This is a genomic window from Streptomyces sp. NBC_01525 (genome assembly GCF_045040405.1).
Classification (GTDB): Bacteria; Actinomycetota; Actinomycetes; order Streptomycetales; family Streptomycetaceae; genus Streptomyces; species Streptomyces benahoarensis.
Genome location: NZ_CP109397.1, coordinates 3,227,878 through 3,249,631, shown reverse-complemented (window position 1 = coordinate 3,249,631; position 21,754 = coordinate 3,227,878). Strand labels below are relative to the sequence as shown.

Annotated in this window: 27 protein-coding genes; 19 read left to right on the top strand and 8 right to left on the bottom strand. The window is 70.0% G+C overall.

From position 1 onward, the window contains the following. Window positions 1–58 precede the first annotated feature (58 nt). The 5 genes from OG422_RS14510 to OG422_RS14490 form a co-directional block, all read right to left on the bottom strand. Window positions 59–1,726: a multicopper oxidase family protein gene (locus OG422_RS14510; RefSeq protein ID WP_405743221.1), complete on the bottom strand. Its 1,668-nt coding sequence runs from the start codon at window positions 1,724–1,726 to the stop codon at window positions 59–61. A 105-nt stretch (window positions 1,727–1,831) separates the two neighbouring features. Next, window positions 1,832–2,323, bottom strand: coding sequence for a hypothetical protein (locus OG422_RS14505; protein ID WP_405743220.1), 492 nt, complete (start codon window positions 2,321–2,323; stop codon window positions 1,832–1,834). A 130-nt stretch (window positions 2,324–2,453) separates the two neighbouring features. Then, window positions 2,454–3,761: an LCP family protein gene (locus OG422_RS14500; protein ID WP_405743219.1), complete on the bottom strand. Its 1,308-nt coding sequence runs from the start codon at window positions 3,759–3,761 to the stop codon at window positions 2,454–2,456. A gap of 144 nt (window positions 3,762–3,905) precedes the next feature. Then, a complete protein-coding gene (locus OG422_RS14495) occupies window positions 3,906–4,952 on the bottom strand; it encodes a sodium:calcium antiporter (protein WP_405743218.1) in 1,047 nt (348 codons plus the stop codon). A gap of 369 nt (window positions 4,953–5,321) precedes the next feature. Continuing rightward, a complete protein-coding gene (locus OG422_RS14490; RefSeq protein WP_405743217.1) occupies window positions 5,322–5,804 on the bottom strand; it encodes a DoxX family protein in 483 nt (160 codons plus the stop codon). A 51-nt stretch (window positions 5,805–5,855) separates the two neighbouring features. Here OG422_RS14490 and OG422_RS14485 point away from each other — a divergent pair, with 51 nt between their 5' ends. Further along, window positions 5,856–6,038 (top strand): hypothetical protein, encoded by a 183-nt coding sequence (locus OG422_RS14485; protein ID WP_405743216.1) that lies wholly within the window; start codon window positions 5,856–5,858, stop codon window positions 6,036–6,038. A gap of 13 nt (window positions 6,039–6,051) precedes the next feature. Here OG422_RS14485 and OG422_RS14480 read toward each other — a convergent pair whose 3' ends face one another. Continuing rightward, the gene (locus OG422_RS14480) at window positions 6,052–6,774 is read right to left on the bottom strand and encodes a helix-turn-helix transcriptional regulator (RefSeq protein WP_405743215.1); all 723 of its coding nucleotides are present in this window, start codon (window positions 6,772–6,774) and stop codon (window positions 6,052–6,054) included. A 263-nt stretch (window positions 6,775–7,037) separates the two neighbouring features. Between OG422_RS14480 and OG422_RS14475 the strand changes: the two genes are divergently transcribed. The 3 genes from OG422_RS14475 (at window position 7,038) to OG422_RS14465 (ending at window position 8,622) form a co-directional block, all read left to right on the top strand. After that, a complete protein-coding gene (locus tag OG422_RS14475; RefSeq protein WP_405743214.1) occupies window positions 7,038–7,172 on the top strand; it encodes a hypothetical protein in 135 nt (44 codons plus the stop codon). Between the two features lie 432 nt (window positions 7,173–7,604). Beyond that, complete coding sequence (locus OG422_RS14470; protein WP_405743213.1) at window positions 7,605–8,048, top strand: GntR family transcriptional regulator; 444 nt, start codon at window positions 7,605–7,607, stop codon at window positions 8,046–8,048. A 10-nt stretch (window positions 8,049–8,058) separates the two neighbouring features. Then, window positions 8,059–8,622: an HD domain-containing protein gene (locus OG422_RS14465; RefSeq protein WP_405743212.1), complete on the top strand. Its 564-nt coding sequence runs from the start codon at window positions 8,059–8,061 to the stop codon at window positions 8,620–8,622. On the opposite strand, the gene OG422_RS14460 is transcribed toward OG422_RS14465, so the two are convergent. Further along, entirely contained in the window at window positions 8,610–9,083 is a 474-nt protein-coding gene (locus OG422_RS14460; protein WP_405743211.1) for an NUDIX hydrolase, read from the bottom strand. The two genes, OG422_RS14465 and OG422_RS14460, sit on opposite strands and share 13 nt — an antisense overlap. 11 nt (window positions 9,084–9,094) lie before the next feature. Further along, the gene (locus tag OG422_RS14455; RefSeq protein WP_405743210.1) at window positions 9,095–9,844 is read right to left on the bottom strand and encodes an XRE family transcriptional regulator; all 750 of its coding nucleotides are present in this window, start codon (window positions 9,842–9,844) and stop codon (window positions 9,095–9,097) included. A 727-nt stretch (window positions 9,845–10,571) separates the two neighbouring features. On the opposite strand from OG422_RS14455, the gene OG422_RS14450 reads away from it, so the two are divergent. The 15 genes from OG422_RS14450 to OG422_RS14380 all read left to right on the top strand — a co-directional run bounded on the left by OG422_RS14450 (window position 10,572) and on the right by OG422_RS14380 (window position 21,338). Continuing rightward, window positions 10,572–10,760 carry a hypothetical protein gene (locus OG422_RS14450; RefSeq protein WP_405743209.1) on the top strand — a complete coding sequence of 63 codons (189 nt, stop codon included), beginning with the start codon at window positions 10,572–10,574 and terminating at the stop codon, window positions 10,758–10,760. 103 nt (window positions 10,761–10,863) lie between these two features. Further along, entirely contained in the window at window positions 10,864–11,136 is a 273-nt protein-coding gene (locus OG422_RS14445; RefSeq protein WP_405743208.1) for a DUF6284 family protein, read from the top strand. Then, window positions 11,133–11,606 carry a Pycsar system effector family protein gene (locus OG422_RS14440; protein WP_405743207.1) on the top strand — a complete coding sequence of 158 codons (474 nt, stop codon included), beginning with the start codon at window positions 11,133–11,135 and terminating at the stop codon, window positions 11,604–11,606. Before OG422_RS14445 ends, OG422_RS14440 begins: the two co-directional genes overlap by 4 nt. After that, window positions 11,603–11,908 carry a hypothetical protein gene (locus OG422_RS14435; protein WP_405743205.1) on the top strand — a complete coding sequence of 102 codons (306 nt, stop codon included), beginning with the start codon at window positions 11,603–11,605 and terminating at the stop codon, window positions 11,906–11,908. Before OG422_RS14440 ends, OG422_RS14435 begins: the two co-directional genes overlap by 4 nt. Next, window positions 11,905–13,206, top strand: coding sequence for a hypothetical protein (locus OG422_RS14430; protein WP_405743203.1), 1,302 nt, complete (start codon window positions 11,905–11,907; stop codon window positions 13,204–13,206). Before OG422_RS14435 ends, OG422_RS14430 begins: the two co-directional genes overlap by 4 nt. A gap of 156 nt (window positions 13,207–13,362) precedes the next feature. Further along, window positions 13,363–13,536, top strand: a complete 174-nt coding sequence (locus OG422_RS14425) for a hypothetical protein (RefSeq protein WP_405743201.1) — start codon at window positions 13,363–13,365, stop codon at window positions 13,534–13,536. Between the two features lie 63 nt (window positions 13,537–13,599). After that, complete coding sequence (locus OG422_RS14420) at window positions 13,600–14,739, top strand: hypothetical protein (protein WP_405743199.1); 1,140 nt, start codon at window positions 13,600–13,602, stop codon at window positions 14,737–14,739. 23 nt (window positions 14,740–14,762) lie between these two features. Next, window positions 14,763–15,173, top strand: a complete 411-nt coding sequence (locus tag OG422_RS14415; RefSeq protein ID WP_405743198.1) for a hypothetical protein — start codon at window positions 14,763–14,765, stop codon at window positions 15,171–15,173. A gap of 143 nt (window positions 15,174–15,316) precedes the next feature. Continuing rightward, window positions 15,317–15,496, top strand: coding sequence for a hypothetical protein (locus OG422_RS14410; protein ID WP_405743196.1), 180 nt, complete (start codon window positions 15,317–15,319; stop codon window positions 15,494–15,496). A gap of 2 nt (window positions 15,497–15,498) precedes the next feature. Continuing rightward, window positions 15,499–15,873 carry a DUF6251 family protein gene (locus OG422_RS14405; protein ID WP_405743194.1) on the top strand — a complete coding sequence of 125 codons (375 nt, stop codon included), beginning with the start codon at window positions 15,499–15,501 and terminating at the stop codon, window positions 15,871–15,873. Window positions 15,874–15,954: 81 nt separating this feature from the next. After that, window positions 15,955–16,134, top strand: coding sequence for a DUF6257 family protein (locus OG422_RS14400; protein WP_405743192.1), 180 nt, complete (start codon window positions 15,955–15,957; stop codon window positions 16,132–16,134). Window positions 16,135–16,224: 90 nt separating this feature from the next. Beyond that, window positions 16,225–18,423, top strand: coding sequence for a cell division protein FtsK (locus OG422_RS14395; protein WP_405743190.1), 2,199 nt, complete (start codon window positions 16,225–16,227; stop codon window positions 18,421–18,423). 180 nt (window positions 18,424–18,603) lie between these two features. Next, complete coding sequence (locus tag OG422_RS14390) at window positions 18,604–18,912, top strand: hypothetical protein (RefSeq protein WP_405743188.1); 309 nt, start codon at window positions 18,604–18,606, stop codon at window positions 18,910–18,912. Window positions 18,913–18,995: 83 nt separating this feature from the next. Further along, window positions 18,996–19,859 carry a bifunctional DNA primase/polymerase gene (locus OG422_RS14385; RefSeq protein WP_405743186.1) on the top strand — a complete coding sequence of 288 codons (864 nt, stop codon included), beginning with the start codon at window positions 18,996–18,998 and terminating at the stop codon, window positions 19,857–19,859. A gap of 3 nt (window positions 19,860–19,862) precedes the next feature. Then, complete coding sequence (locus OG422_RS14380; RefSeq protein WP_405743184.1) at window positions 19,863–21,338, top strand: ATP-binding protein; 1,476 nt, start codon at window positions 19,863–19,865, stop codon at window positions 21,336–21,338. The last annotated feature ends 416 nt before the right edge of the window (window positions 21,339–21,754 follow it).

Sequence of the window (21,754 nt, the reverse complement as noted above, 5' to 3'; positions counted from 1 at the left end):
TCCCGCCCACGTCGCCAAGGTGGCAACTCTCTTTCAGGAAGGGTTACTTCAGGAAGGGTTACTTCATGTAACCCACCACCGTCATCATCCCCGACTCCGCGTGGTACACGTTGTGGCAGTGGAGCATCCACAGGCCGGGGTTGTCGGCGTCGAAGTCGGCGTGGACGGTGCGGCCGGGCAGCACGATCGCGGTGTCCTTACGGGGCCCTCCGGAGCCGAGGGTGAAGGTGTGGCCGTGCAGGTGCATCGGGTGCCACATCGTGGTGTTGTTGACGAAGGACAGCCGGACACGTTCGCCCGCGCGGACGGGGTGGCGCTGCGCCGGGTCGTAGCGCTTGCCGTTGATGGCCCAGTCGTACCTGTCCATCGAACCGGTCAGCATCAGCTGGATCGTCCGGTCCGGCTTGCCGGGCTCGATGCGGACCGCCGCGTCGGCCGTCAGCTGGTCCGCCCGGAGCAGCTTGCCGTCCAGCTCCTTCGGGCGCGCCGACGCCTTCGGCGCCGCGCCCCCACCGGACCGCAGCAGCGCCCGCGCCGTCTGCTTCTTGCCCTCGGCGAGCGCGGTGAGCGGGAAGACGCCGTCCTTGACGGTGACGAGCACGTCGTACCGCTCGCCCATGCCCAGCAGCAGCGCGTCCGTCTCGGCGTGGGTGACGGGGAAGCCGTCGGTGTGGGTGACGGTCATCCGGTGGCCGCCGAGGGCGACGCGGAAGGCGGTGTCGCCCCCGGCGTTGAGGAAACGGATGCGGACCCGGTCGCCGGGCTCGGCGCGGAACGTCTGCGGATTGTCCGCGGTACGCCCGTTGACCAGGTAGTACGGGTAGGCGACGTCACCGGCGTCGCCGCCGAGCAGGTCGCTCGTCGCGCCCATCAGCATCCGGGACGGGCCGGACGAACCGCCGGGGCCCTTCCGCCCGGCGGTGCCGGTGGCCAGCGACGCGGTGGTCACGCGGCCCGCGCCGCCGGAGCGGCCCAGGCCCATGTCCATGCCCTCGTGCTCCATGTCCATACCGCCGTGGTCCATACCGCTGTGGTCCATCCCACCGTGGTCCATGTCCATGTCGCCCATGCCCTTGCGCAGTTCCGCGAGGACCGCGTCGGGCGTGCTGCCGTCCACGCCGTCGACCCAGTCGTCGAGGACGACGACCCACTCCTTGTCGTACTGCAGCGGCTCCTTGGGGTCCTCGACGATCAGCGGGGCGTACAGCCCGCGGTCCTGCTGGGCGCCCGAGTGGGGGTGGAACCAGTACGTACCGGGGTGCACGACGGCGAAGCGGTACGTGAACGACGCGCCCGCCTTGACCGGCGCCTGGGAGAGGCCGGGGGTGCCGTCCATGTCGTTGCGGAGGGCCAGGCCGTGCCAGTGGACGGAGGTGGACTGCGGGAGGTGGTTGGCGAGGGCGACATCGAGGGTGTCGCCCGCCGTCACCCGGACCTCCTTGCCGGGCAGTTCCTCGCCGTACGACCAGCTGCGGACCGTACGGCCGCCCAGGTCCAGGGTGGACGGGGTGGCGGTGAGCTTCACCTCGCGGACGGCGCCGGGCCTGCGCGCGGCCTCGGCGGCGGCGACCTCCTTGCCGTCCGGGGAGACGTAGTCGCGGGCCCCGGCGCCGGAGCCGCCATGGCCCGAGTGGCCCGAACCGGAGCCGGAACAGGCGGCGAGCAGGCCGCCTCCGGCAAGGGCGATGCCGGTGCCGAGGGCGGTACGGCGGGTGGGTGTACGCATGCGGGAATGCACCTCGTATCGGTGTGCTGAGGAAGGGGAGCGGGCACGCGCGCCGACCCCTGGGGCCCGTCGTGACGACAGAGCCCGGGGCGGCGGGGCGCGCTCCTACAGGCGCAGCACCGAGGTACGGGCGAGGAGTCTGCCGTGCGGGGGCGGCGGGATCGGCCGCAGGGCGTGCGGCAGCCGGGCGAGCGCCCCCACCGGCCCGTCGGCCCGGCGCACGAGGGCCGCGCCGAGCGCCAGCAGCGAGACCGCGCCGAGCACCGCCAGACAGACGGCCGCCGGGTCCGTCCCGCTGAGGGGCAGGGGCGCGTGGGCGCGGGGCGCGGGGTCGTCGTCCTGCACCGTGGCCCCGGAGGCCGTACCCGTGCCCATGGTCACGCCGATGGCCATGTCCATGGGCTCGTGGGCGAGGGGCATGCCCCCCGGCTCCCCGCCGTGGTGCGCCGAGGCGGCTCCGGCGGAGGCACCGGCGGCGGGGGACGCGGGGTGCTCGGCGCAGTGGCCGAGGCTGTGCATGGCGACGATGCCGAACAGCAGCGCGGCGAAGAGCAGCAGCCGGCCCCACAGGGCGGTGTCTCTCCGCTGCCCGGCCACTTCGCACCCTCCCGTACGTCCGCCGACCCGTCGCCCCCGGATCGTACCGGGAGGGGGTATCCGCGCGGCGTAACGGGGCGCAGCGTGGGGCAGGCCCCCCGGCCCGCCCCGCCGCAGGACACCGCCAGGGTCAGACCGTCACCGCCCGCCGCTCCGTCGCCTCGAGCCGCCCCGTGCGGGCCAGGGCCGCGACGGCGGCGGCGCAGCCGAGGCCCGTCGCGGTCGGAGCGGCCCAGGTCAGCCACAGGGCGTGGTGGCGGGCCGCCCGGTCCCAGAGGGTGCCGGTGGCGAGGTTCCCCAGGGTGATGCCCGGTCCGGACACCGTGTTGTAGAGGCCGTAGTGGGTGGCGACGTGCGCGGCCACGGTCGCCAAGGCGTACCGCCTGCTTTCCGCGGAGCGGTTCAGCCGTAGGAGAGGCCGGAGCAGAGATCGCGGTTGGCGGGGCGTGCCTGGGCGGTGACGGTGGTGGGGAGCCCGGGTTCGGCGGCGGGCGGCGAGGCCGCGGGTGGTGGTGCCGTTGTAGACGGCGACGGTGATGCCCGCGCCGCTGACCGCGCGGGCGGTGGAGGCCGGATCGGTCTTCTTCTGCTGGGCGCGCTGCCCCGTGGCTTTGCCTTCGAGGGTGCGGTCTTCCTTGAGGGTGCTCCAGAGGTTGTCGGCGTCGGGATGGACGAGGGCTGTGCGGGGCCCGCTGTACTTCCAGGGGACGGTGAGGAACTGGATGTCGGCGAGGTCGACGTTCTTCAGCGACATGGCGAAGGACAGAAGCTTGCTCGCCGAGCCCAACCCGGGGTCAACGGTGAGGGACTTGGTCGCCGCGTTGGCGAGCGGGAGCAACGTGGTGGGGCCGAAACCCTCCTTCTTCACCTGGCTGATGAGGCTGGACACGAATGCCTGCTGGCGTTTGGTGCGTCCGATGTCGGAGCCGTCGCCGAGGCCGTGGCGCAGCCGGACGTAGTCGAGGGCGGCCTTTCCGGAGACCTTCTGTTCGCCCTTGCGGTAGACGGTGCGGCCCTGGGTGAGGCGGTTGGGGTCGAGGTCCTTTTGATGGATGTCCTTGGGCAGGCAGACGGGTACGCCGCCGACCGCTTCGGTCATGGCGGCGAAGCCGGCGAAGTTGACGACGACGGTGTGGTTGATGCGCAGGCCGGTCAGTGCTTCGACGGTGTTCTGGGTGCAGGCGGGGTTGCCGGACGCGGTGCTGCCCAGGGTGAAAGCGGACAGCCGTAGGTACACGGCGCCTCCTGCCACGACGGCCAGCGCGGCGACCGCCGCGGTGGAGACCAGGAGCACCTTCTTACGGCTACGTGGCCTGCGTCGGCGGGATCCGGACGGCTCGTCTGGGCGCTTGCGGCGGCGGCCCCGGCCCTTGGGTGAGGCGTGGCCGGGTGCGGCCGGCCGCTGGGCGGTGTCGTGCATCGGGTGCTCGGCGGGCATGATCACGTATTCGTCCGGGCGCCCGGAGTGGGTGCGAGGGAAGCCCCCGGCGCGGGCAGGGGCGCGGAGGACACAGGGGACGCGAGGTCCAGGAACTCCGCAGCGGCCCTACCGGGCCGCCACGGCACGGAGCGGGTGCGGCCGTCAGGCCAGGAGCGGGATGAGTCCCAGGCCGAAGACGACATAGAAGAGGGCTGCCAGGGCCAGGCGCCCGGGGGTGAGCCTGCGGGCGCGCATCGATGCCAGGAGGTAGACGATCGCGGCCATGGTGATCAGCCCGGACCAGAGCAGGGCGCCGTCGAACTTCCAGCTGGTGAACAGCAGCCCCAGACCGCTGGGGACGGTCGCCTGGATCATCATGGCGCCGGAGATGTTCGCCAGCGCGAGCTTGGTCTTGCCCTGGCGGACCCAGATGACCGCGTTCATGATCTCGGGCAGCTCCGTCGCGATCGGCGAAAGGAGCAGCGCGGTGACGGAGGCCGACAGGCCGAGCATCGGGCCGATCGCGTCGAGCTGCTTCACGAACAGCTGGGACGCGAAGAAGATCACGACCAGCGTGGCCAGGGTCTGGACCACCACCGCCCAGGCGGCCGGGGCGGCGGCCTTGGGCTGAAGCTTCAGCGGCTCCAGCTCCTCGTCCTCCTCGTCGTCATCGCCGCCGCGGATCTCCCGCCAGAAGTAGACGGCGTAGGCGCCGAAGAACAGCAGGCCGAGGACGGGCTTGAAGGCGAAGGCGACCAGGCCGAGGGCGACCTTGACGACGAAGATCGGCAGGAACCACTTCTGGTCCTTCGCCAGCCGCCGTATGTCCTTCTCGTTCCCGACCGCCGCGGCCCCTCCGGAGACCGCGGACGGCGCGCCGGGGGCGACCGCGGCCACGGCGCGCTCCTTGCGGTGCTTGAGGAGCAGCATCGCGCCGGTCACGCCGTAGGCGACCGTGGCCAGCGCCAGCGGACCGCCCATGGCCGCGCCGACGCCGATGTTCTTGGCCTCCTGGGTGGCGCCCGTGGTGACCGCGACCAGCGTCACCACCGATTCGGGCAGTGCCGTGCCGAACGCGGCCAGGATCGTGCCGACCGCCATCTTCCCGACATTGAGGCGTTGGCCCAGCCACTCGACCGCGTTGACGAACCACTCGCACGAGAGGTAGATCGCCACTGCACACACGAGGAGCAAAACGAAATGGATCACACGAACCGCCCGGCTTTCCCGCACCACGGGACCCCGGGCGACACGCGGGAGGAGTTCCGGCGTACGACCTCGGCCCCGCGACGCGTGTACATCGTCGACAAGGAGCCGAAGGTCTCGCCCACCCGACAGATTCTGTACGGGCCCGGCCACCGGGAGCCGCAAGGCTCCAGTATGTCGACGACCGGTTTGCGGGGCTACTCCCCTTCGCAGCCGTTCACTGTACACAGCCGCGACACGCTCCGGAAAGGCCGAGCGCCGAGAATCCGAGGGGCGAAATCTTCCGCCGGCCACTGCCATCGCGGCTGGTCATGACCCACTTGTTGTCCTCGTCACCGCCGATCCCGCCGTGCCGGACGCGGGCGCGGAGGCTCAGAGCGCCAAGGAGACCGCGGCGGCGATTCCGCCCACTCCGAGGGCGAACGCAGCCTCCGGCCAACCGCCCCTGCCCCAGCGGAAGAACCGGTCCACGGCCAGCTTCCCCGGTCCGATGGCGGCGACGGCCAGGGCGACCACCGCGATGCAGATGTTGTACTCCACTCCGCCGTCCGTCTCCCAGAAGCCGTTGGCCGCGGTGACGCTCGCCATGGCGCTGATCATTACGCCGATGAGGGCGGCGGCCGCGAGCGGTGTGAACAGCCCGAGGGCCAGGCCGAGGCCGCCGAGGAATTCGGAAAGACCTCCGATCAGGGCGAAGAGTTTTCCGGGCTGGTAGCCGAGTGAGGCGAAACCCTTTCCGGTTTCCGTCAGGCCATGGCCACCGAGAATCCCGAACAGTTTCTGAGAGCCGTGCCCGGCCATCAGCAGTCCGAAGGTCAGCCTGATCAGCAGAAGTCCACAGTCGGCGGCGGGCATTCGCGCCGTAAAGGCGTTCCGCGTCGCCGGTGCTGCCGTAGCCGAAGGTCGGTGCACGGTGCGGTTGATAGGCATGTCAGTGCTCCGGTCAAGAACGCCGGGCCGGTCCCCGTGGGCGTCGCCCACGCCCACCCCGGCGCCGTGCCGCTGTTCCTGTCAGCCGTGCTCGGTGGTGGCGCCCGGGCGGCGTCGGTGACGTCCTCGGTCGGTAGCTCGACGACGTCGCTGTGGTGAAGGGGGTCGCGCATCACTCCTTGGTGGGGCCCAGCTGAACGCAGCATTCTCCGGGGCGCGGGGCGAGGACCGCCTCGACGCCGCCGACCTCCAGGCCCTGGAGGTATCCGGTGATGAAGGCGTGGTTCATGCCGCACACCAGCTCGGGGGCCTTGGCCGCCAGGGGCTGGAACGGGCAGTTGAGCAGTCGGAGTTGGGTGGGTGTTTCACGGACCGGCTCGAAGCCGTGCCGGCCGAGCATCCGCTCGCAGACGCTCAGTCCACGTTCCGCACCGAGCCGGCCGGGGCGCGTCTGGTCCCGCTCCCGCTCGCCCCATTCCCGGCCGCGCCGACCGGCTGTGCGCACGGCGGCGTGGGTCGCGGATTCGCCGTCGGCCTCGGTCAGGACGGCCTCCAGCAGGAGGTCGGCCAGCAGTTCGTGACGGCGGTCCGGGATGCTGACGTGGAGGTGGCCGTCGGTCGGTTCGTAGACCTTGGGCTGGCGGCCCACCCTCCGGATCCCGCCGGGTGATCCGTAGCGGGCACGCAGCAGACCGGCGTCCACGAGCTTGTCGAGGTGGAAGGCGGCGAGCTTGCGCGAGATGCCCACGCTGGCGGCGGCCTCGTCCCGGGTCACGGGGCGGTGCTGCCGCCGGATGAACGCGAACATCTGCCGCCGGGAGTCCTCGCCGAGGACGCTGAGGGAATCGATCGCGGCGTCACCTGCGGGACTCTGCGGCGTTGTGCCGGAGGTCACCTCTTCACGCTAACGCGTACGTCGGTGGGCGCAACTGGTGAGCGTTTCCCGTAGATGCGCCGCGGTACTGCCTATCTTGACGCCGCCCGCGAATAAGACCAAGATTTATTGGTGGAACTGAAGGTGGTCGGCGCCCACCTTCACCGGCGTGACCACGCCAGATGCGATCGCGACGGGTACGCACTTCACGACGTGGCGCCTCATGAACATCGCCGCACCGATCACTCGGGCAATCACCGCTCTCGGCGTGAGGGGAAGCTGACATGACCCGGCAACCCCACACCGCCCCGCACCTGGCACCCGCCGGCTCCAGCACGCTCACCTCCACTCTCCTGGGCACCCTGCGCAACGACGCGCGCTCCCGCAGCGAATTCCTGGCCCTGGCCGGCCTCACCTGACACCACTGCCCGGGCGCCGCCTCGCCCGGACGGACCCGGTGGAACGGCTCACGGACGCCAACTCGGCCCGGACAGCGGCCCGTTACGGCACGTGAGCTGCAGACGACCCGGAAGCGGATTGGACAACAAACAAGCCCCAGGTCTCTGACCTGGGGCTTCGCTGTGGAGCGGGTGACGGGAATCGAACCCGCGCTCTGAGCTTGGGAATCCCTGATCACTGCGGGGCATAGCCGCGATCACCTGCGCAAATGCTCTGTATGGAGCCCCTGGCGAAGCGCTTCATTTACCGCTATTGACCGCAGGTATCCGTGAGAGGTGGTGCGGAGGTGGTGCGACGTGGTGCGTCCTCTTGATCTTGGTGCTTGCTGCCGCCATCGGAAGGACTGGCTGCCCGTGCGAGGCTTGAAGGAGGTCGATACGAGAGGAGATCAGATGCCCGGAGCAAGTCCGCGCGGCACGTACCTGGTGATCGCCGACGCTTTGCGTAAGGAGATCGCTGAAGGCCGCTTCGAGGAGGGGTTCCCCTCCGAAGCCGAGCTGATGCGCACACATGGGGTCGCGCGCACTACGGTCCGGCGTGCCCTGGACGTACTGGAGTCGGAGGGACTGATTCACTCGGCGCCTGGCGTGGGCCGGGCTGTCGGCAAGGCCAGTGCCCGACGGCCCCTCGTCCAGCGCATTACGGATCTGATCAAGGAGCGTGGATTCGAAGTAGGGGACGCGGTCCCTTCCGAAGCGACGCTCTGTGCCGACCTGGCTGTCTCGCGTACGGCCCTGCGCTCCGCGCTCTCATCGCTGGAGGGGCAGGGCGTTCTTCAGGCTGTTCACGGCAAGGGGAGGTTCATCCGCGCCGTGCCGTCCGCACACGACTCGTAGGACAGGAGATATGGGACTCACGACCGACGCGTTTGCCCTTGCGGAATCCATGCTGGCTGAACCGCTCCCGCGTCGCTGGTCACACTCGCTGGGTGTGGCCAGGCGCGCCGCCGGACTCCGCCCCATCCTCGGTGACGATGCCGACGTACTGGAGGCCGCTGCGGTGCTCCACGACATTGGTTACGCACCGCAGATCGCCCAGACGGGGTTTCACCCTCTTGATGGCGCGAGATTCCTTCGAGGCCGGGAATTCAACGAGCGAGTCACCTCCCTGGTGGCCCACCACTCTTGCGCCCTGCTGGAGGCAGAGGAGCGCGGGCTACGTGACGAGCTGGAGGGTGAGTTCAGCATCGAGGATTCCTCACTCACCGATGCGCTGATCTTCTGCGACATGACCACGACGCCGCACGGCACCCGAACGACTCAGACGGAACGCCTGGACGAGATCGTGTCCAGGTACGGCGCGGACACGATTGTTGGTCGGTTCATTCAGCGTGCTGCGCCTGACATCCATGCCGCCGTAGGCAGAGTCGAGGGTCGCCTGGTGGCTGTTGGCGCGCCTCAGCCGATGTAGGGCGCCGGCCGCGAGTCGTCCAGCCCGTGTGAGATGCGGAGCCGCATTGACGGGTGAATGGTGAGCGAATCGAGGTCCGCTGGGGAGACCCAGCGGACCTCCTTGGACTCTTCGCTCGTACGGAGCGACCCGCCCGTGGGGTGTGCGTGAAAGCAGATCGAGAACTGCTGCCGGACCTCGCCGTCGCTGTACGCCATCACATGGCGAGGGTCTGTGTAGAGGCCGATGACCCCGTCGACTCTGACGTCGATACCGGTTTCCTCGGCAACCTCACGAACCACCGTCTCGGCGATCGATTCGCCGACATCGTGCCCGCCACCAGGGAGCGCCCACAGGTCGTTGTCCACCTTGTGGATTAGGAGCAGCCGCCCCTCAGGGTCGCGCACGACCGCTGTCACCGACGGAACGACGGAATTGGCCGTGGGTGCGGCAGGGTCATTGAAGTAGTCGATGCGGCTCATGCCGTTGCCTCTCATCCCGTGGGTGTGGAGATCGGCCGCGCCTCTTGCCAGACGCGTTCCACGCTCTCCACGTAGGTGTCGAAGAGTTCCCCGCCCGGGACTTTCTGCAAGTGGAGCACGGGCGCAAGATAGGCGCCTACGCCGTAGACGTGGCCGTTCGCCAAAAGCTCATCGTCCGACCGGTAGATCGAGTTGTAGAGCGTCGTGCTGTGAAGCCGAAACTCGATGTTGGGTCGCCCAAACAGAGATCCGTAGTTGAGCAGGGCGTTACGGATTTTGCCGGCCATGGCTGGGCCTATGCCCTCGTCGACCCCTCGCATCGCCACTTCGGTGCTGTCCGGGTCACCAAGCATGAGGCGTACGGGTACACCGTCCGCCGCCTTCTCCTTGATCAGCCTCAGGAATGCGGGGTCCTCGGTCAGCCAGAACCCGGAGTACACCAGCACGTCGAAGTGGCGCCGCGCCTTCTCGTAGATCTGTGGCCACAGTGCGCGCGGTGCCGCTGAACGGTGCGGGTACAACCTCACCAACTCGGCGTTTCCTGCGGCGGCAACATCCGCCATCGTGCGCTCGTCCTGCCAGAGGTAGGACACCTCGTAGCGCAGGAGTGAAGCCATCGCGTACTGGAAACGCCGGTACGGCGTACGGCCCGTGGTGACCCACCGCTCTACCGTCTTGGCTGCCACGCCGAGCTGGTCGGCGCAGTCTTCGAAGGTAAAGCCTCGCTCCGCAATCGCGCCGCGCAGTCGCTCGTTCGCCATCGTCGCCCTCCCCCGGACGTCTTGGGACGCCTTGGACTCTAGTCAGCCGTCCCGGAGCCGTCCATCAGAGCAGTCGTCCGTCTGACCTGCGGTCGGCACTCTGGAGGCAGATCAAGAGAGCACGCCTCAGGGCGGATCGCTTGACAGAGGAAGCGATACAGGTATTACATGTACCTCAAGCCCGGAGGGTCCAGTGAAACGGACCCAAAGGAAGCGCTGTTGCTTGAGAACTCAACAGAGTGCCGTCTCAGCCGCCTGCACACGGGTGGTCGATGGGACTACCTCCGGTCCATTGGTCCAGCACCACTGGGCGTGGGAGGGCGCCTCCACCCCTGGTACGGGTCGGGAGGCCGCCTGGAGCGATCCGGGCCGACAGAAAGGAGGCCCTGATGGGCCGACATCGACATACCTAGGTGGCTGCCGGGAGCTCGACCAGTCCGGCAGTGCAGCACCCTTCGTGTCCCCGCCCGGGGCCGCCTCCGGATACGTCCGTGAGGCGGCTTCGCGCGTTCACCGGACCGCAGATACGAGACAGGAGATCAACCATGGAGCTGGAAGAGCAGCTGCGCCGCGCGGTCGAAGAGCAGGAGCGGGCCTCCAAGCAGCAGGCCGAGGAGCTGGAGCGCCTCGCTCGCGAAGGCCAGTAACAACAGCGGGGCGGCCGTCCACCTTCGCCGCCCTGCTCATCGCCACCATCTGATCCGCCCCATTCCGAAAGGGCTTGAGCATGTCCGAGCGCATCAGCAAGGCCGAAGCGAAGAAGGAATACGACGCCGCCCGGCAAAACCACGTCAAGAACCTTGGGGAGGCCGAGGCGGTCAAGCGCCTGAACCGGGCCGAGGACGTCTACTGCGCCGCGCTGCGCGGAGACAACGACGTACGCGCCAGCCGCCCCGGCGGCGGCTGGTTGCGGTAGAGGGCCACTGCCCTGCTCATCATCACCATTTGATCTACAACGCGGCGCGGCCCGGTGCTAATGACACCGGGCCGCAGTGAGCCGTTCCAGAGAGGACCAACTCATGACCCACATCGTCAAACGCCTCACGCTCGTTACGCCGTCCGCTCCGGACGGCGGTCCGTCGGCCTTCGAGCTGGCGGAGATCGAGGCGGAGATGCCCGTCATCACCGCCGAACTCGCCCTCCTCGACGCCCAGATCATCGCCCTCGGCCACACGCCCAACGAGCTGGACGAGCGCCGTATCCGCCGGGCCCGCCGGCGGGCGCTGGAGGCTCGCCGGGCCCTGACCAACCGCACCGCCGCCAGCGCCGTGCTGTCGGAGGTGGGGGCATGAGCTACACGACCGATACCGCTCTGACCGCCGCGCACGCGGAGGTGAAGGCGGAGATCTCCCGCACCGACACCAAGATCAGCCTGCTGCTGGCCTTCGACGGTGCGATCCTCGCCGGCGCCTGGTCGGTGGCCAGCGGTACCCACCTGTCGACCGCGGCCCAGGTCATCGGGGCGATGGGCGTGGCGGTGCTGATCGGCGCCGCGGTGGTACTGCTGCGAGCGGCCCGCCCGAACCTCAGCGGCGGCCCCCGCAATCCGCGCCCGGTCGGCGGGTTCCCGCTGTGGGCGCAGATGACCCCCGGTGAACTCACCGACTTCATGGAGACCGACGGCCGGGCCCGGGACATCGTGGCCCTGTCGGGGATCGCCGTCGCCAAGTACAAGCATCTGCGGCGCTCGATCGACTGGACCCTGGCCGGTGGCGCGCTGCTGCTCGTGGCCGGGGTGCTGGCGTGGGTGGGGGCGGCATGACCATCACCTCCCTGAACACGCAGGCTGCGGCGCTGGCGAGCGCGGAGCGGATGGCTGTGGCCTATCCGGGTCTGCCGGGCGCCTACCTCACCTCCCACAGCATCGCGCCGAACGAGGTGCATGCGCTGGTCGACTGCCCCAGCCACTTCGAGGCATGGCGCGAGGCGTTGGACATCCCCACCGATGCGGTCACCGTGGATCACGTCGATGACCGGGTGACGCTGGAGTTCTCCATGCTGCGCGACGGGGTGGAGTGGCGCGTGTTCTGCGTCAGCTACCTCGGTGCGGGGGGTGCGGTGTGAACGTGATCGATTACCGGCAGGCGGCGCGGGACGACCGGGCCGCCAACGCCGAACAGGCCCGCTTGAACGCTGCTGCCGAGGACGAGCGCCGGGCCCAGCGGGAACAGGCGCGGGACGAGCGGGCTGCACGTCGGCGGGATCAGGCCCGCGCCGACAAGGTCGCCGACCGCGCTGCCTGCGCCGGACGTCGGGCGGAGTGGGCGGAGCGGCGGGCGGAGGCGTTGACGCCGGAGCGGATCTACCGCACCGGCACCCTCGCCCTCGTCGTCGCGTCCGGCCTCGCCTCCCTGCCCGCGCAGATCGCGCACTTCGTTGACATCTCGCCGATGCTGCTGCCCGTCCCGCTGGGTGTGGAGGGCTCGGCGTGGGTGATGGCGGCGGGTGTCGCCTACGCCGACGCGCGGTCTGTTGCGGTGTGGGTCCGGTGGCTGCTGCGGGCCCTCGTCGCCGCGGCGGCGGGGTTCGCAGCGTCCATCAACTACGGCTACGGACGTCACCTCGACGGCCTGTCGCCCGCCGACGCGACCGCCGCCGGAGTCGGTCTGGCCGCCGTCACGCTCCTGGGTCCGCTGGTCTTCGAGATCCGGCAGTGGGTCTCCACCCTCGCCGCCCACGACGAGGGCGCCCGCGATGCCCGTCGGCACGCGAGTCGGCGCCGTCGGCATCATCGTCGGGTGGGTCGGGTCGCTGCCCGACTCCTGTCCGCCGCCCCGCACGAGCACTTGACCGAGTCGGATGCGTGGGAGCGGGCGTGGGAGATCGTCCACGGCTGCGACGAGCCGGGTATGACCCCCCGACTCCACCGCAAGGAAGCCAAGGCCGCCGACCGCCTCGCCAAGGCCCTCACAGACACCTCTACAAATGCGGAGGAAGTACCGCAAGAGGGGGTGGAAGGGTCGGGGTCTGACCTGCAAGAGTCGGGTGTCCCGCGTCGGCGGTGGCTGCGTGTCCGCACCCGACTCACCCGCCGCCCCCGGACCCGAGTCGGGTCCGCCGCTCAGCCGACCGACTCCCACCCGACTACCGGCCTGAAGGCGGTTGCGGAGGAGGGGGCGCGTCCGCGTCGGGTGACGGGTCGGGTGCCCGTCGGCGCCCGCGACACCCGACCCAAGCGCACCTACGACCAGCTTCTGGCGGAGGCGCGTCGGGTGACGGCCGACTGGTCGACCGACGACCTGACCGCCGATCGACTCCGCACCAAGCTGCGCACCTCCGCGAAGAACGCCCGCGGACTGCGCGACACCCTCCGCGCCGACCGCGCCGACCGCTCGGTCGTCGGTGAGGGGGTGGCGGCGTGAGTGAGCCGATCGCCTACGCCGGTCTGTGGCGGCCGGTGATGGAGGCGGTGGGGTGGCGGTGCTGGTGCACCGGCCAGTGCGGCACCCCGCACCGCAAGACGGAGGGCCGCTGCCCCCCGCACCCACGACGGCTACACCAGCAAGCAGGGCGGCTGGGTGCGCCTCATTGCCGCCCCCGCCGACCCCAGCCTCCCGCCGCTGGCCGCCGCCCAGCTCGGCCCCGGCGACCTGCGGGCCTGGTGCCCCGCCTGCCACACCGGCGCCACCCGCGCCCACCGCAAGACCATCCACACCGCTCCGCCGCAGGCCGACGGCCTGTTCGACCTCTAGGTGTGTCATCTCATGAGGTTGGTGCCACGGCTGTCGGCTGTGGCACCAACCGTGGAGGAGTCAATGAGGTTCTTCCTTGGTACTCACCAGCCGAACTGGCTGGCCCTCACTACCGCACCCCTCTTCGTCAGCGATCGCCGCCTACGGGGACGCCGCTCACTGCCCGACGCACGCGGCAGTTGGGCGCTGGACTCCGGAGGATTCACTGAGCTACAGCAGTACGGCTCGTGGGATCACGGCCCCTCGCCGCGCCAGTACGGCGACCGGGTCCGCCGCTACCGCGACGAGATCGGTGGTCTGGTGTGGGCGGCGCCGCAGGACTGGATGTGCGAGCCGATCGTCATCAGCGGCGGCACCGCAGGCCCCGTCACGTTCGCTGGCACTGGGCTCAGCGTGGCCGAGCACCAGCGCCGCACCGTCGTCAACTTCCTCGAACTGCGGCACATCGCACCGGACCTGCCGTTCGTGCCGGTCCTGCAGGGCTACACGCTGCCCGAGTATCTGACCTGCATCGACCGCTACCACGACGCAGGCGTGGACCTGGCCGCGGAGCCGACGGTGGGCATCGGCAGCGTCTGCCGCCGCGAGGCCACTACCGAGGCCGCCGAGATCATCCACGCCGTCTGCGACCGACTCCCCGGCATCAGGCTGCACGGGTTCGGCATCAAAACCTCCGGGCTAGGGGCCTACGGCAGCCTGCTCGCCTCCTCGGACTCCATGGCCTGGTCCGCCGCAGCCCGCCGCAGCCCCCGCCTTCCCGGCTGCACCCACACCACATGCGCCAACTGCCCCAAATGGGCCTTCCGCTGGCGGGAGCGCGTCCTCGCCTCCCTCGGCGGCCACGCCACCCGAACCCACCCCAAAAAGAGGGCTCAGGTGTCCAGAAAACTAGACACCCCTCACGACATCCGGCTGCGCCTGTCGGCCTTCCGCGACGAAGCCGCGCGCATCGAACGGGACACCACCATCCGCTGGGCCCACCGAGACGGGGACCTCTCCGTGCGCGCCATAGCCGCCCGCACCGGCCTCAGCCCCGCACGCATCGGCCAGATCCTCGCCGACACCCCCACCCAGCCCCTGCGCGAGCAGGTGCACGCCCTCCGCACGCGCTGGGAAGTGGACGTGGACCCTGCCAGCCGAGCAGCCGCCGACCACATCGTCGCGCACCTCACCACCGACGACCTCATGACACCAACGTCCTGAGACACCACATCTAGGAGGAAGCTATGGACGCCCGCGACCGCGCATTCCTGGACTTCAGCCACCGGCTGGCGCAGGTCCCTTTCGATGCCGAGGCGTACGAGAGGAAGCGTGCCGAGGAGGCGGCGGCCAAGGCGGCCCGTAGGCCCCGGGTCATCGCCCGCTACCTCACCGACGCCGGCAAGGCCCTCTCCGACCCCGACCTGAACGTCACCGTCACCGAGATCAACCACGACGAGCGCGGCGGCGGCGTCTACGCCACCTTCGCCCAGTGCACCGGGTGCCCGGACGGCGAAAAGTTCCACTGGGACGACGGCCTCTATGGCTACGGGATGACCCACGAGGAGTCCGTGGAGCGCGCTGCCGACAGGGCTCGGGACTGGGCTCAGGGTCACGCCGAGACGTGCCGCGCCATGACCTGCCCGGACGCCGCCTGACGGCTCTCAGTCGCGTCACAGCCCCGGCATTCCGCCGTGAGGGCGTCGGATCGAATCCGGCCCGGGGCACTCCGCCAATTCACTCAGCCGACGCCTCTTCCGATCGTCGGCCATCCGCCCCTTGCTCCGATCTGAGGAGACCTGTGTCCCGCGACGACGAGTTCATTGCCTACATGCGCGCGTTCGAGGCGTCCACGACGCATCTCGGCTCCTGCGCCGCCTGCCAGAACGGCCAGCCCTGCACGACCGGGGCCCCGATCCACGCCGAGTTCACCACCCGCCAGGACACCTGGAACGCGCGTGTCCGGGCCGAAAGGGAGTAGCCATGACCAATCTTCCCGAGCCCGTCCGGGTGGTGCAGCTCCCGGACGGCACCTACACCTACGCCGACGCGGCCCACCTGCCCGCACCGCAGGCGCCGCATCAGATCGTCCAGCACATCCACCAGGCCCCGCCCGACCGCACCACCCAGCGCATCGCACTCGGTACCGGCATCGGCGCCGGAACCGTCGCGGCCGGCGTCTACTTCGGCCCGCTGCTCGTCGCCGCCCTCTCCTCCATGGCCATCTCCCTCGCCGTCGTCGCGCTCGTCGCAGTCGCCGCGGCCTGGGGCGTGGTGACCGTCGTGCGCTCGATCGGCGGGGACGACGCCAAGCAGGCCGCCGAGAACGTCGCCAAGATCACCCGCCGCCGTCGCTGACGGCTGCCCAGACGCACCCCGCCCCGCCAGGGCCGGGGTGCGGTGGGGAGCCGGACAGTCCCGCTCCGGAAGGGAACCGACATGGAGAAGTACGACGACCCCAAGTTGACCGCCGGTGAGAAGGCCAAGGTCGGCTGGTACATCGGCCGGATGGCCAAGCGCGCCCTGGCCGGAGACGAGGTCTACCAGGGCGACCTGGAACGCAAGCTCGACCGCGTCCTCGACGGCGCCCGCGAACGCGAAGAGCGCACCCAGAAGTGAATTCGCCCCGGGGCGGCCGCATCCCGCCTGGCAGCAGTCCGGCCGCCCCGGGCCCATCCCGCCCCTTTCGGGCAGACAGGAGACTCCATCATGACTGAACTCGCGACGGAGGAACCCGCCGTGGGCACCGTCCATCACCTCGACGACCACCGCCCCACCCCCGTCAACCTCACCAAGGAACCCGCCCCTGCCCCGGCCGCCGAGCCGGACGCGGAGCCGGTGGTGGAGGCGGTTGACCGGGCGGACAATCCGCTGGCCGACTGGCTGACCGTCCCCGACACCCCCGTCCTGCCCGTATGGGCCCGCTCGTGCGCCTCCATCCAGGCCCACGTCCAGGCCCTGGGGCGCCTGGTGTGGTGGCACACCCGCTACCACTCCATCAGGACCCCGAAGTACCTGATGAAGACGGTGCTGCTGGCCTGCCGTGGCTTCTTCCGCGCCTGCGTCGGACTCTGGCCGACCCTGACCGCCAAGGAGCACACCGCGACCGTCCGCGCCCTGCGCGCCCAGGTCAAACTACGCCCCGAAGACGTCGAGTTGGCAGCAAGGCATCAGGCCGCGCACGCTGCCCGTACGCAGTCGCGGCGGTGGCGGTTCGGGATCGCCGCCGTCGCCGTGGCCGCCGCCGCGACCGGCATGGCCCTGGCCGACCCGGCCCTACAGGTCGGCATGAGCGCCGCCGTCGTCGCCCCGCTCGCCTACCTCGGCCGCGGCAAGGAGACACGGCTCCTCGACCAGGCTGCGCCCCCGCTGAAAGTGGACATGTCCGCCAAGCAGCTCAACGACGCGCTGCGCGCGGCCGGGCTGCTCAAGGCAGGCAAGGGGGACGACGAGGGGCCCAAGATTCACTGCGTGATGGGCCCGGTCCGTGACGGTCGTGGCTGGGCGGTGGTCTTTGACCTGCCGCGTGGTGGCGGCAAAACCGCCTCCGACGTGCTGTCCAAGCGCGAGGTCATCGCGCAGGAGCTGGGCGTGGACGAGATCCAGGTCATCATGTCCCGGGTTCGGGCGGCCAAGGGCGGCAACGCCGGCCGGGTCTCGATGTGGGTCGCCGACGACGACCCCTACCTGTCGGAGCCCACCTCGTCGCCGCTGGCGAAGCTGGAGCGGTTCTCGATCTGGGATCCGATCCCCTTTGGGCAGGATGCCCGCGGCAACCGCATCACCGTCCCGGTCGTCTGGCAGTCGATGTTCTTCGGCGGGCTGCCCCGCCGCGGCAAGACGTTCACGCAGCGCATCATGACCGCGGCCGGGCTGCTCGATCCCTGGGTGCGGCACTACGTGGCCGACTTCAAGGGCGGTCAGGACTGGATGGGCATGAAGCACGTCGCCCACCGCCTCGTGCTCGGTGCCGAGGAGGACGCCATCACGGCGTTCATCGCGATGCTCAAGGAACTGCTTGCCGAGATGGAACGGCGCTTCGCCCTGTTCCGTGGGCTGCCCACCTCGATCTGCCCTGAGGGCAAGCTCACCCCGCAGATCACCGAGAAGTACAAGATGCCGTTCATCTTCCTGACCGTCGATGAGCTGCAAGAAGCCTTCCTGGCCATGGACGACAAGACCCGCGAGGAAGTGGTGGACGACCTGGGCCGGATCGCCCGCCGTGGACCGGCCGCCGGATTCATCTCCAACTACGCCAGCCAGCGCCCCGATGCGAAGTCCGTGCCGACGAAGCTGCGGGAGATCATCACCATCCGCTGCTGCACCCAGGTCACCGACAAGACCAGCTCGGACATGGTCCTCGGTTCCGGCAAGGCCGCCATGGGCGCGGACGCGTCGCTGCTGTCGGAGGACCACATGGGCGTCACCGTGCTGGTGACCGGCCCCGCCTCCCACGCCACGGTGAAGAACGACCTGCTCACCACCACGGAGTTCAACTCCATGTGCCTGAGGGGCCGAGCCCTGCGCGAGAAGATCGGGCAGCTCTCCGGCGCCGCCGCCGGGGACGTGACGGCCGCCGCGGGGGCGGCAGGCGTCGTCATCGCCCCGGTGCTGTCGGACTGCCTGGACGCCATGCGGCACTCCGACCGCCTGCACACCGTCGACCTGCTCACCCGCCTGGTCAACGCCGACGAAGACCGCTACGGCGACTGGGACCCCGACCGGCTCGCCGCCGAGCTGGAGACCGCCGGCGTCGAACGCACCAGCAAGCAGGTCAAGATCAACGGCAGCAACCGCGCGGGCTACCGCCGCTCCGATCTGGAAGCCGCGGTCCCCGAAGAACTGCTCCTGGCGGCCCGCTCCACCGGCCCGGTAGAGGGGGTCCCCTCTACCGCCCCCGCTACCTGACCCCCACTACCCCGGGCGCTACCCGACCCCCTCAAGTAGCGGGGGCCCGCTACCCAGGTAGAGCCCCCGGTAGAGGGGCCCTGACCTGCAAGGTAGCGCCCGGTAGAGGGGCTTACAGCCACCCCCACCCACACCCCTCTCAGGCCCCGAAAACACGCCTTCAGCAAGGAGAGTCAACCCGTGATCGACAATCACGCCGAACGGCACACCCGCCCTGTCGCCTGCTACGTCCCTGTGTGCTCCCTGTGCGGCGGCTCCAGCGACGAGGAGGGATTCGTCCATCACTTCGACAGCCCGGCCGAGGCCCTCGACTACGTCACCGCCGACGCGGACGGCGGCTGGACGCTCACCCCCGGCGGTCTGCTGGTCTGCGACACGGTCCACGACACCGCGCACGAGGACATCCACGCCGCCGCCGGCAAGCGCATGAGCCCCTGCGCCATGACCGTCACCTGGGACAACGCCCCCGTCGGCGCCTTCCACGCCTAGTCATGGCTAGGGCGGCCCGCGTCTCGCCAAAGCCTCGGGCCGCCCTGGTCTCCCAGTCCAACCAGACCATGGAGGTCTCCAGCATGACCCAACCCACCGACATTCGGCGAGTAGCCCTCGCCCTGGCCGCCACCGGCGCGCCTGTTCTCCCTCTGAGTCGGGGTAAGCGGCCCGTCGCCAACTGCGGCGACTGCGCAGGAAGCGCCTGCGGGGACCGGCCGCACATGCTCGCCGCCGGGGAGTGCCAGTGCCCGCGGCCGTGTCACGGCTGGGCCGCTGCCACCACCGACCCCGGCGTCATCACCTCTGCCTCCTGGCTCCCGTCCTGGCGTTCCGCTGCCGCCCTGGCCTACCACCCCGGCGGCGCCGGGCTCACGGTCGTGGACCTCGACGACGACGCGGCGGTCGCCTGGGCCCGCGCCACCCTGCCGCCGACCCGGACCGTGGTCACCACCCGCGGGGAACACTGGATCTACCGCGGAGCCATGCGTTCGACGAACGCTGTGCGGCCGGGCGTGGACATCAAGAGCCTCATGTCCTACGCCCGTTGGTGCGGGCACGGCACCGGTACCACCGCCCCCCTGCCGGACGCCGTCCGGGCCCTGGTGGAGAGCGACGAGCCCACCAGGGCCCGGGCCGCGCACTCCACCGCCCGGCCCTCCCTCGCCGTGCTGACCCCGCTGGGCGGCGGGGCGTGCCCGCACCGCAGTCCCGCCTACCTGGAACGCGGCATCACCATGGCGGTACAGCGCATCACCGACGCCCGCACCGCCATCCACAACGCCACCTACTCCGCCTTCCTCGCCGTGCTCTCCACACACGGTCGGTGCGGCTGCCTCACGGACGCCCACGTCCAGCGGCTGTTCACCGCCGCCCACGCCCGGGGCGAATCGCCCCGGCACTGCACTGTCGCCTGGGCAAACGCCCAGACGGCTCTGGGGATGTGAGCCGTGCCTGAGGACGAGAAGACCCCGGCACGCGAGATCATCACCGACTACGCGCAGGCCCACTTCCGCTACTTCCGCACGGTCGACGGCATGGTCTACGCCCAGCGAAACGGCCACCCCGTCGCCCGCCCCATCCGCTCCCAGGGCACCACCGGCAGCCACCGCCAGGAACTCATGGTCGGCCTGTTCCGCGACGGGATCGGCGTGTTCAACGGCACCGCACTCAAGGAGGCACTGGACTTGATCGAAGCCCTCGCACTCTCCCAGGATGTACAGGCCACCCACATCCGCGTCGCCCCCGGTTTCGACGGAGCCACCTGGCTCGACCTGGGCCGCGACGACGGTCAGTCCGTCCGCATCCACCCCACCGGCTGGACGATCGCCGTCCCCGACCCCGCCGAGGTCTGCTGGCGCCGCACCCAGCTCACCGGCGAACTCCCCCTCCCCGCCAAGGACACGGACGGCAAGGGCATCGACGCCCTGTTGGGACTGACCAACTTCGCCACCCCGGACACCGAATGCCTCGCGCTGGCCTGGCTCGTCGGCTGCCTCGAACCCTCCATGCCCGTCCCCGCACCGTTCCTCACCGGCCCCCAGGGCGCAGGCAAGTCCACCGCAGGCCGCATGCTCGTACGCATCATCGAAGGCATGAGCGGCGACCTGCGCCGAGCCCCCAAAGACGAAGAAAGCCTCATCACCGCCGTCGCGGCAGGGTGGATCACCGCCCTGGACAACCTCAGCCATCTGGCCCCGGACCTGTCCGACCTCATGTGCTGCATCGTCACCGGTGCCGAGTCCATCAAGCGCGCCCTGTTCAGCGACGGTGACGTCTACCGCTCCCGCTACCGTCGCCCCCTGCTCCTCACCGGCATCGACGTCGGCGTCATCCGCCCCGACCTCGCCGAACGCCTCCTGCCCCTGCGCTTGGAGCGCCCCCGCGTCCGGCGCACCGAAGCTGAACTGTGGGCCGACTTCGCCGAGGCGCTGCCAGCCATCCTCGGATCCCTCCTCGACCTCACCGTCAAGGTCCGCGCGGCCCAGGCCGAGACCCCCACCGACCTACGCATGGCCGACTTCGCCCACCTGTGTGCCCAGTTCGACACGGCCACCGGCCTTTCCGCGCTGCCCGCCTACCGGGCCAGTCTGGACGACCTCAACGACGACGTGATCGAAGGCGACCTACTCGCGCAGACCGTCCTGCAGTACGCCGCGAGCCTCGAACCCGGGACGGAGGAACGGATGACCTCCTCCGAGTGGCTGGACTGCCTTAGCCGCCTCCACAGTGGCGACGACTGCCGCCCCCTGCCTAAAGGGTGGCCGACCACCGGAAAAGTCCTCTCAGATCGCCTCAAGCGCCTCCAGCCCACCTTCGCCGCCCGGGGTGTCGTGGTCGACTGGGGCCGCACTCGCACCGCCCGCTACATCGCCATGGCCCGGCCCGTACCCGAACCCCTTCACCAACAGGGCTCGCTGTACTGACCTGATGCCGGATAAAAAGCAAGAAGAGCACCCGGCGGCGGGGTGCTCTTCTTGCTGTTCGGCGCTAGGCGCCGCCCCAAGGACGCGCCGCGAAGCGGCTCCTTCTTTCCAACCTGTGCGCGTACAAGACCACCCCATTCTCTTTTCCTAAGAGAGAAGGTCTTGCGTCACCACGTCATTCGTCACCGGCAAGACGGCCTCTGACCTGCTTCAACGGCCGTGACACAGACGCCCGAAATTCGCGTCACACCACGTCACCCGCGTCACAGGCCAGTGACACAGCCCCCAAGCCGTGACAGACACCTAACAGCGCCCTGTCACGCAAACTCGCTGGTCAAGCGCCTGCATGACGTGCCTGACGCTGTGACGCAGAAATCCACGCCTCGGACAGGCGCCCGCTCATTGGAGGTGCAGCA

Excerpts from the sequence above, each read along its gene's own strand:
- OG422_RS14435 (WP_405743205.1), top strand. The coding sequence starts at position 11,603 with ATGACCATCACCTCCCTGAACACGCAGGCTGCGGCGCTGGCGAGCGCG.
- OG422_RS14405 (WP_405743194.1), top strand. The coding sequence starts at position 15,499 with ATGACCAATCTTCCCGAGCCCGTCCGGGTGGTGCAGCTCCCGGACGGC.
- OG422_RS14385 (WP_405743186.1), top strand. The coding sequence starts at position 18,996 with ATGACCCAACCCACCGACATTCGGCGAGTAGCCCTCGCCCTGGCCGCC.
- OG422_RS14395 (WP_405743190.1), top strand. The coding sequence starts at position 16,225 with ATGACTGAACTCGCGACGGAGGAACCCGCCGTGGGCACCGTCCATCAC.
- OG422_RS14475 (WP_405743214.1), top strand. The coding sequence starts at position 7,038 with ATGACCCGGCAACCCCACACCGCCCCGCACCTGGCACCCGCCGGCTCC.
- OG422_RS14455 (WP_405743210.1), bottom strand. The coding sequence starts at position 9,844 with ATGGCGAACGAGCGACTGCGCGGCGCGATTGCGGAGCGAGGCTTTACC.
- OG422_RS14465 (WP_405743212.1), top strand. The coding sequence starts at position 8,059 with ATGGGACTCACGACCGACGCGTTTGCCCTTGCGGAATCCATGCTGGCT.
- OG422_RS14400 (WP_405743192.1), top strand. The coding sequence starts at position 15,955 with ATGGAGAAGTACGACGACCCCAAGTTGACCGCCGGTGAGAAGGCCAAG.
- OG422_RS14440 (WP_405743207.1), top strand. The coding sequence starts at position 11,133 with ATGAGCTACACGACCGATACCGCTCTGACCGCCGCGCACGCGGAGGTG.
- OG422_RS14415 (WP_405743198.1), top strand. The coding sequence starts at position 14,763 with ATGGACGCCCGCGACCGCGCATTCCTGGACTTCAGCCACCGGCTGGCG.
- OG422_RS14450 (WP_405743209.1), top strand. The coding sequence starts at position 10,572 with ATGTCCGAGCGCATCAGCAAGGCCGAAGCGAAGAAGGAATACGACGCC.
- OG422_RS14460 (WP_405743211.1), bottom strand. The coding sequence starts at position 9,083 with ATGAGCCGCATCGACTACTTCAATGACCCTGCCGCACCCACGGCCAAT.
- OG422_RS14490 (WP_405743217.1), bottom strand. The coding sequence starts at position 5,804 with ATGCCCGCCGCCGACTGTGGACTTCTGCTGATCAGGCTGACCTTCGGA.
- OG422_RS14420 (WP_405743199.1), top strand. The coding sequence starts at position 13,600 with ATGAGGTTCTTCCTTGGTACTCACCAGCCGAACTGGCTGGCCCTCACT.
- OG422_RS14510 (WP_405743221.1), bottom strand. The coding sequence starts at position 1,726 with ATGCGTACACCCACCCGCCGTACCGCCCTCGGCACCGGCATCGCCCTT.
- OG422_RS14500 (WP_405743219.1), bottom strand. The coding sequence starts at position 3,761 with ATGCCCGCCGAGCACCCGATGCACGACACCGCCCAGCGGCCGGCCGCA.
- OG422_RS14470 (WP_405743213.1), top strand. The coding sequence starts at position 7,605 with ATGCCCGGAGCAAGTCCGCGCGGCACGTACCTGGTGATCGCCGACGCT.
- OG422_RS14445 (WP_405743208.1), top strand. The coding sequence starts at position 10,864 with ATGACCCACATCGTCAAACGCCTCACGCTCGTTACGCCGTCCGCTCCG.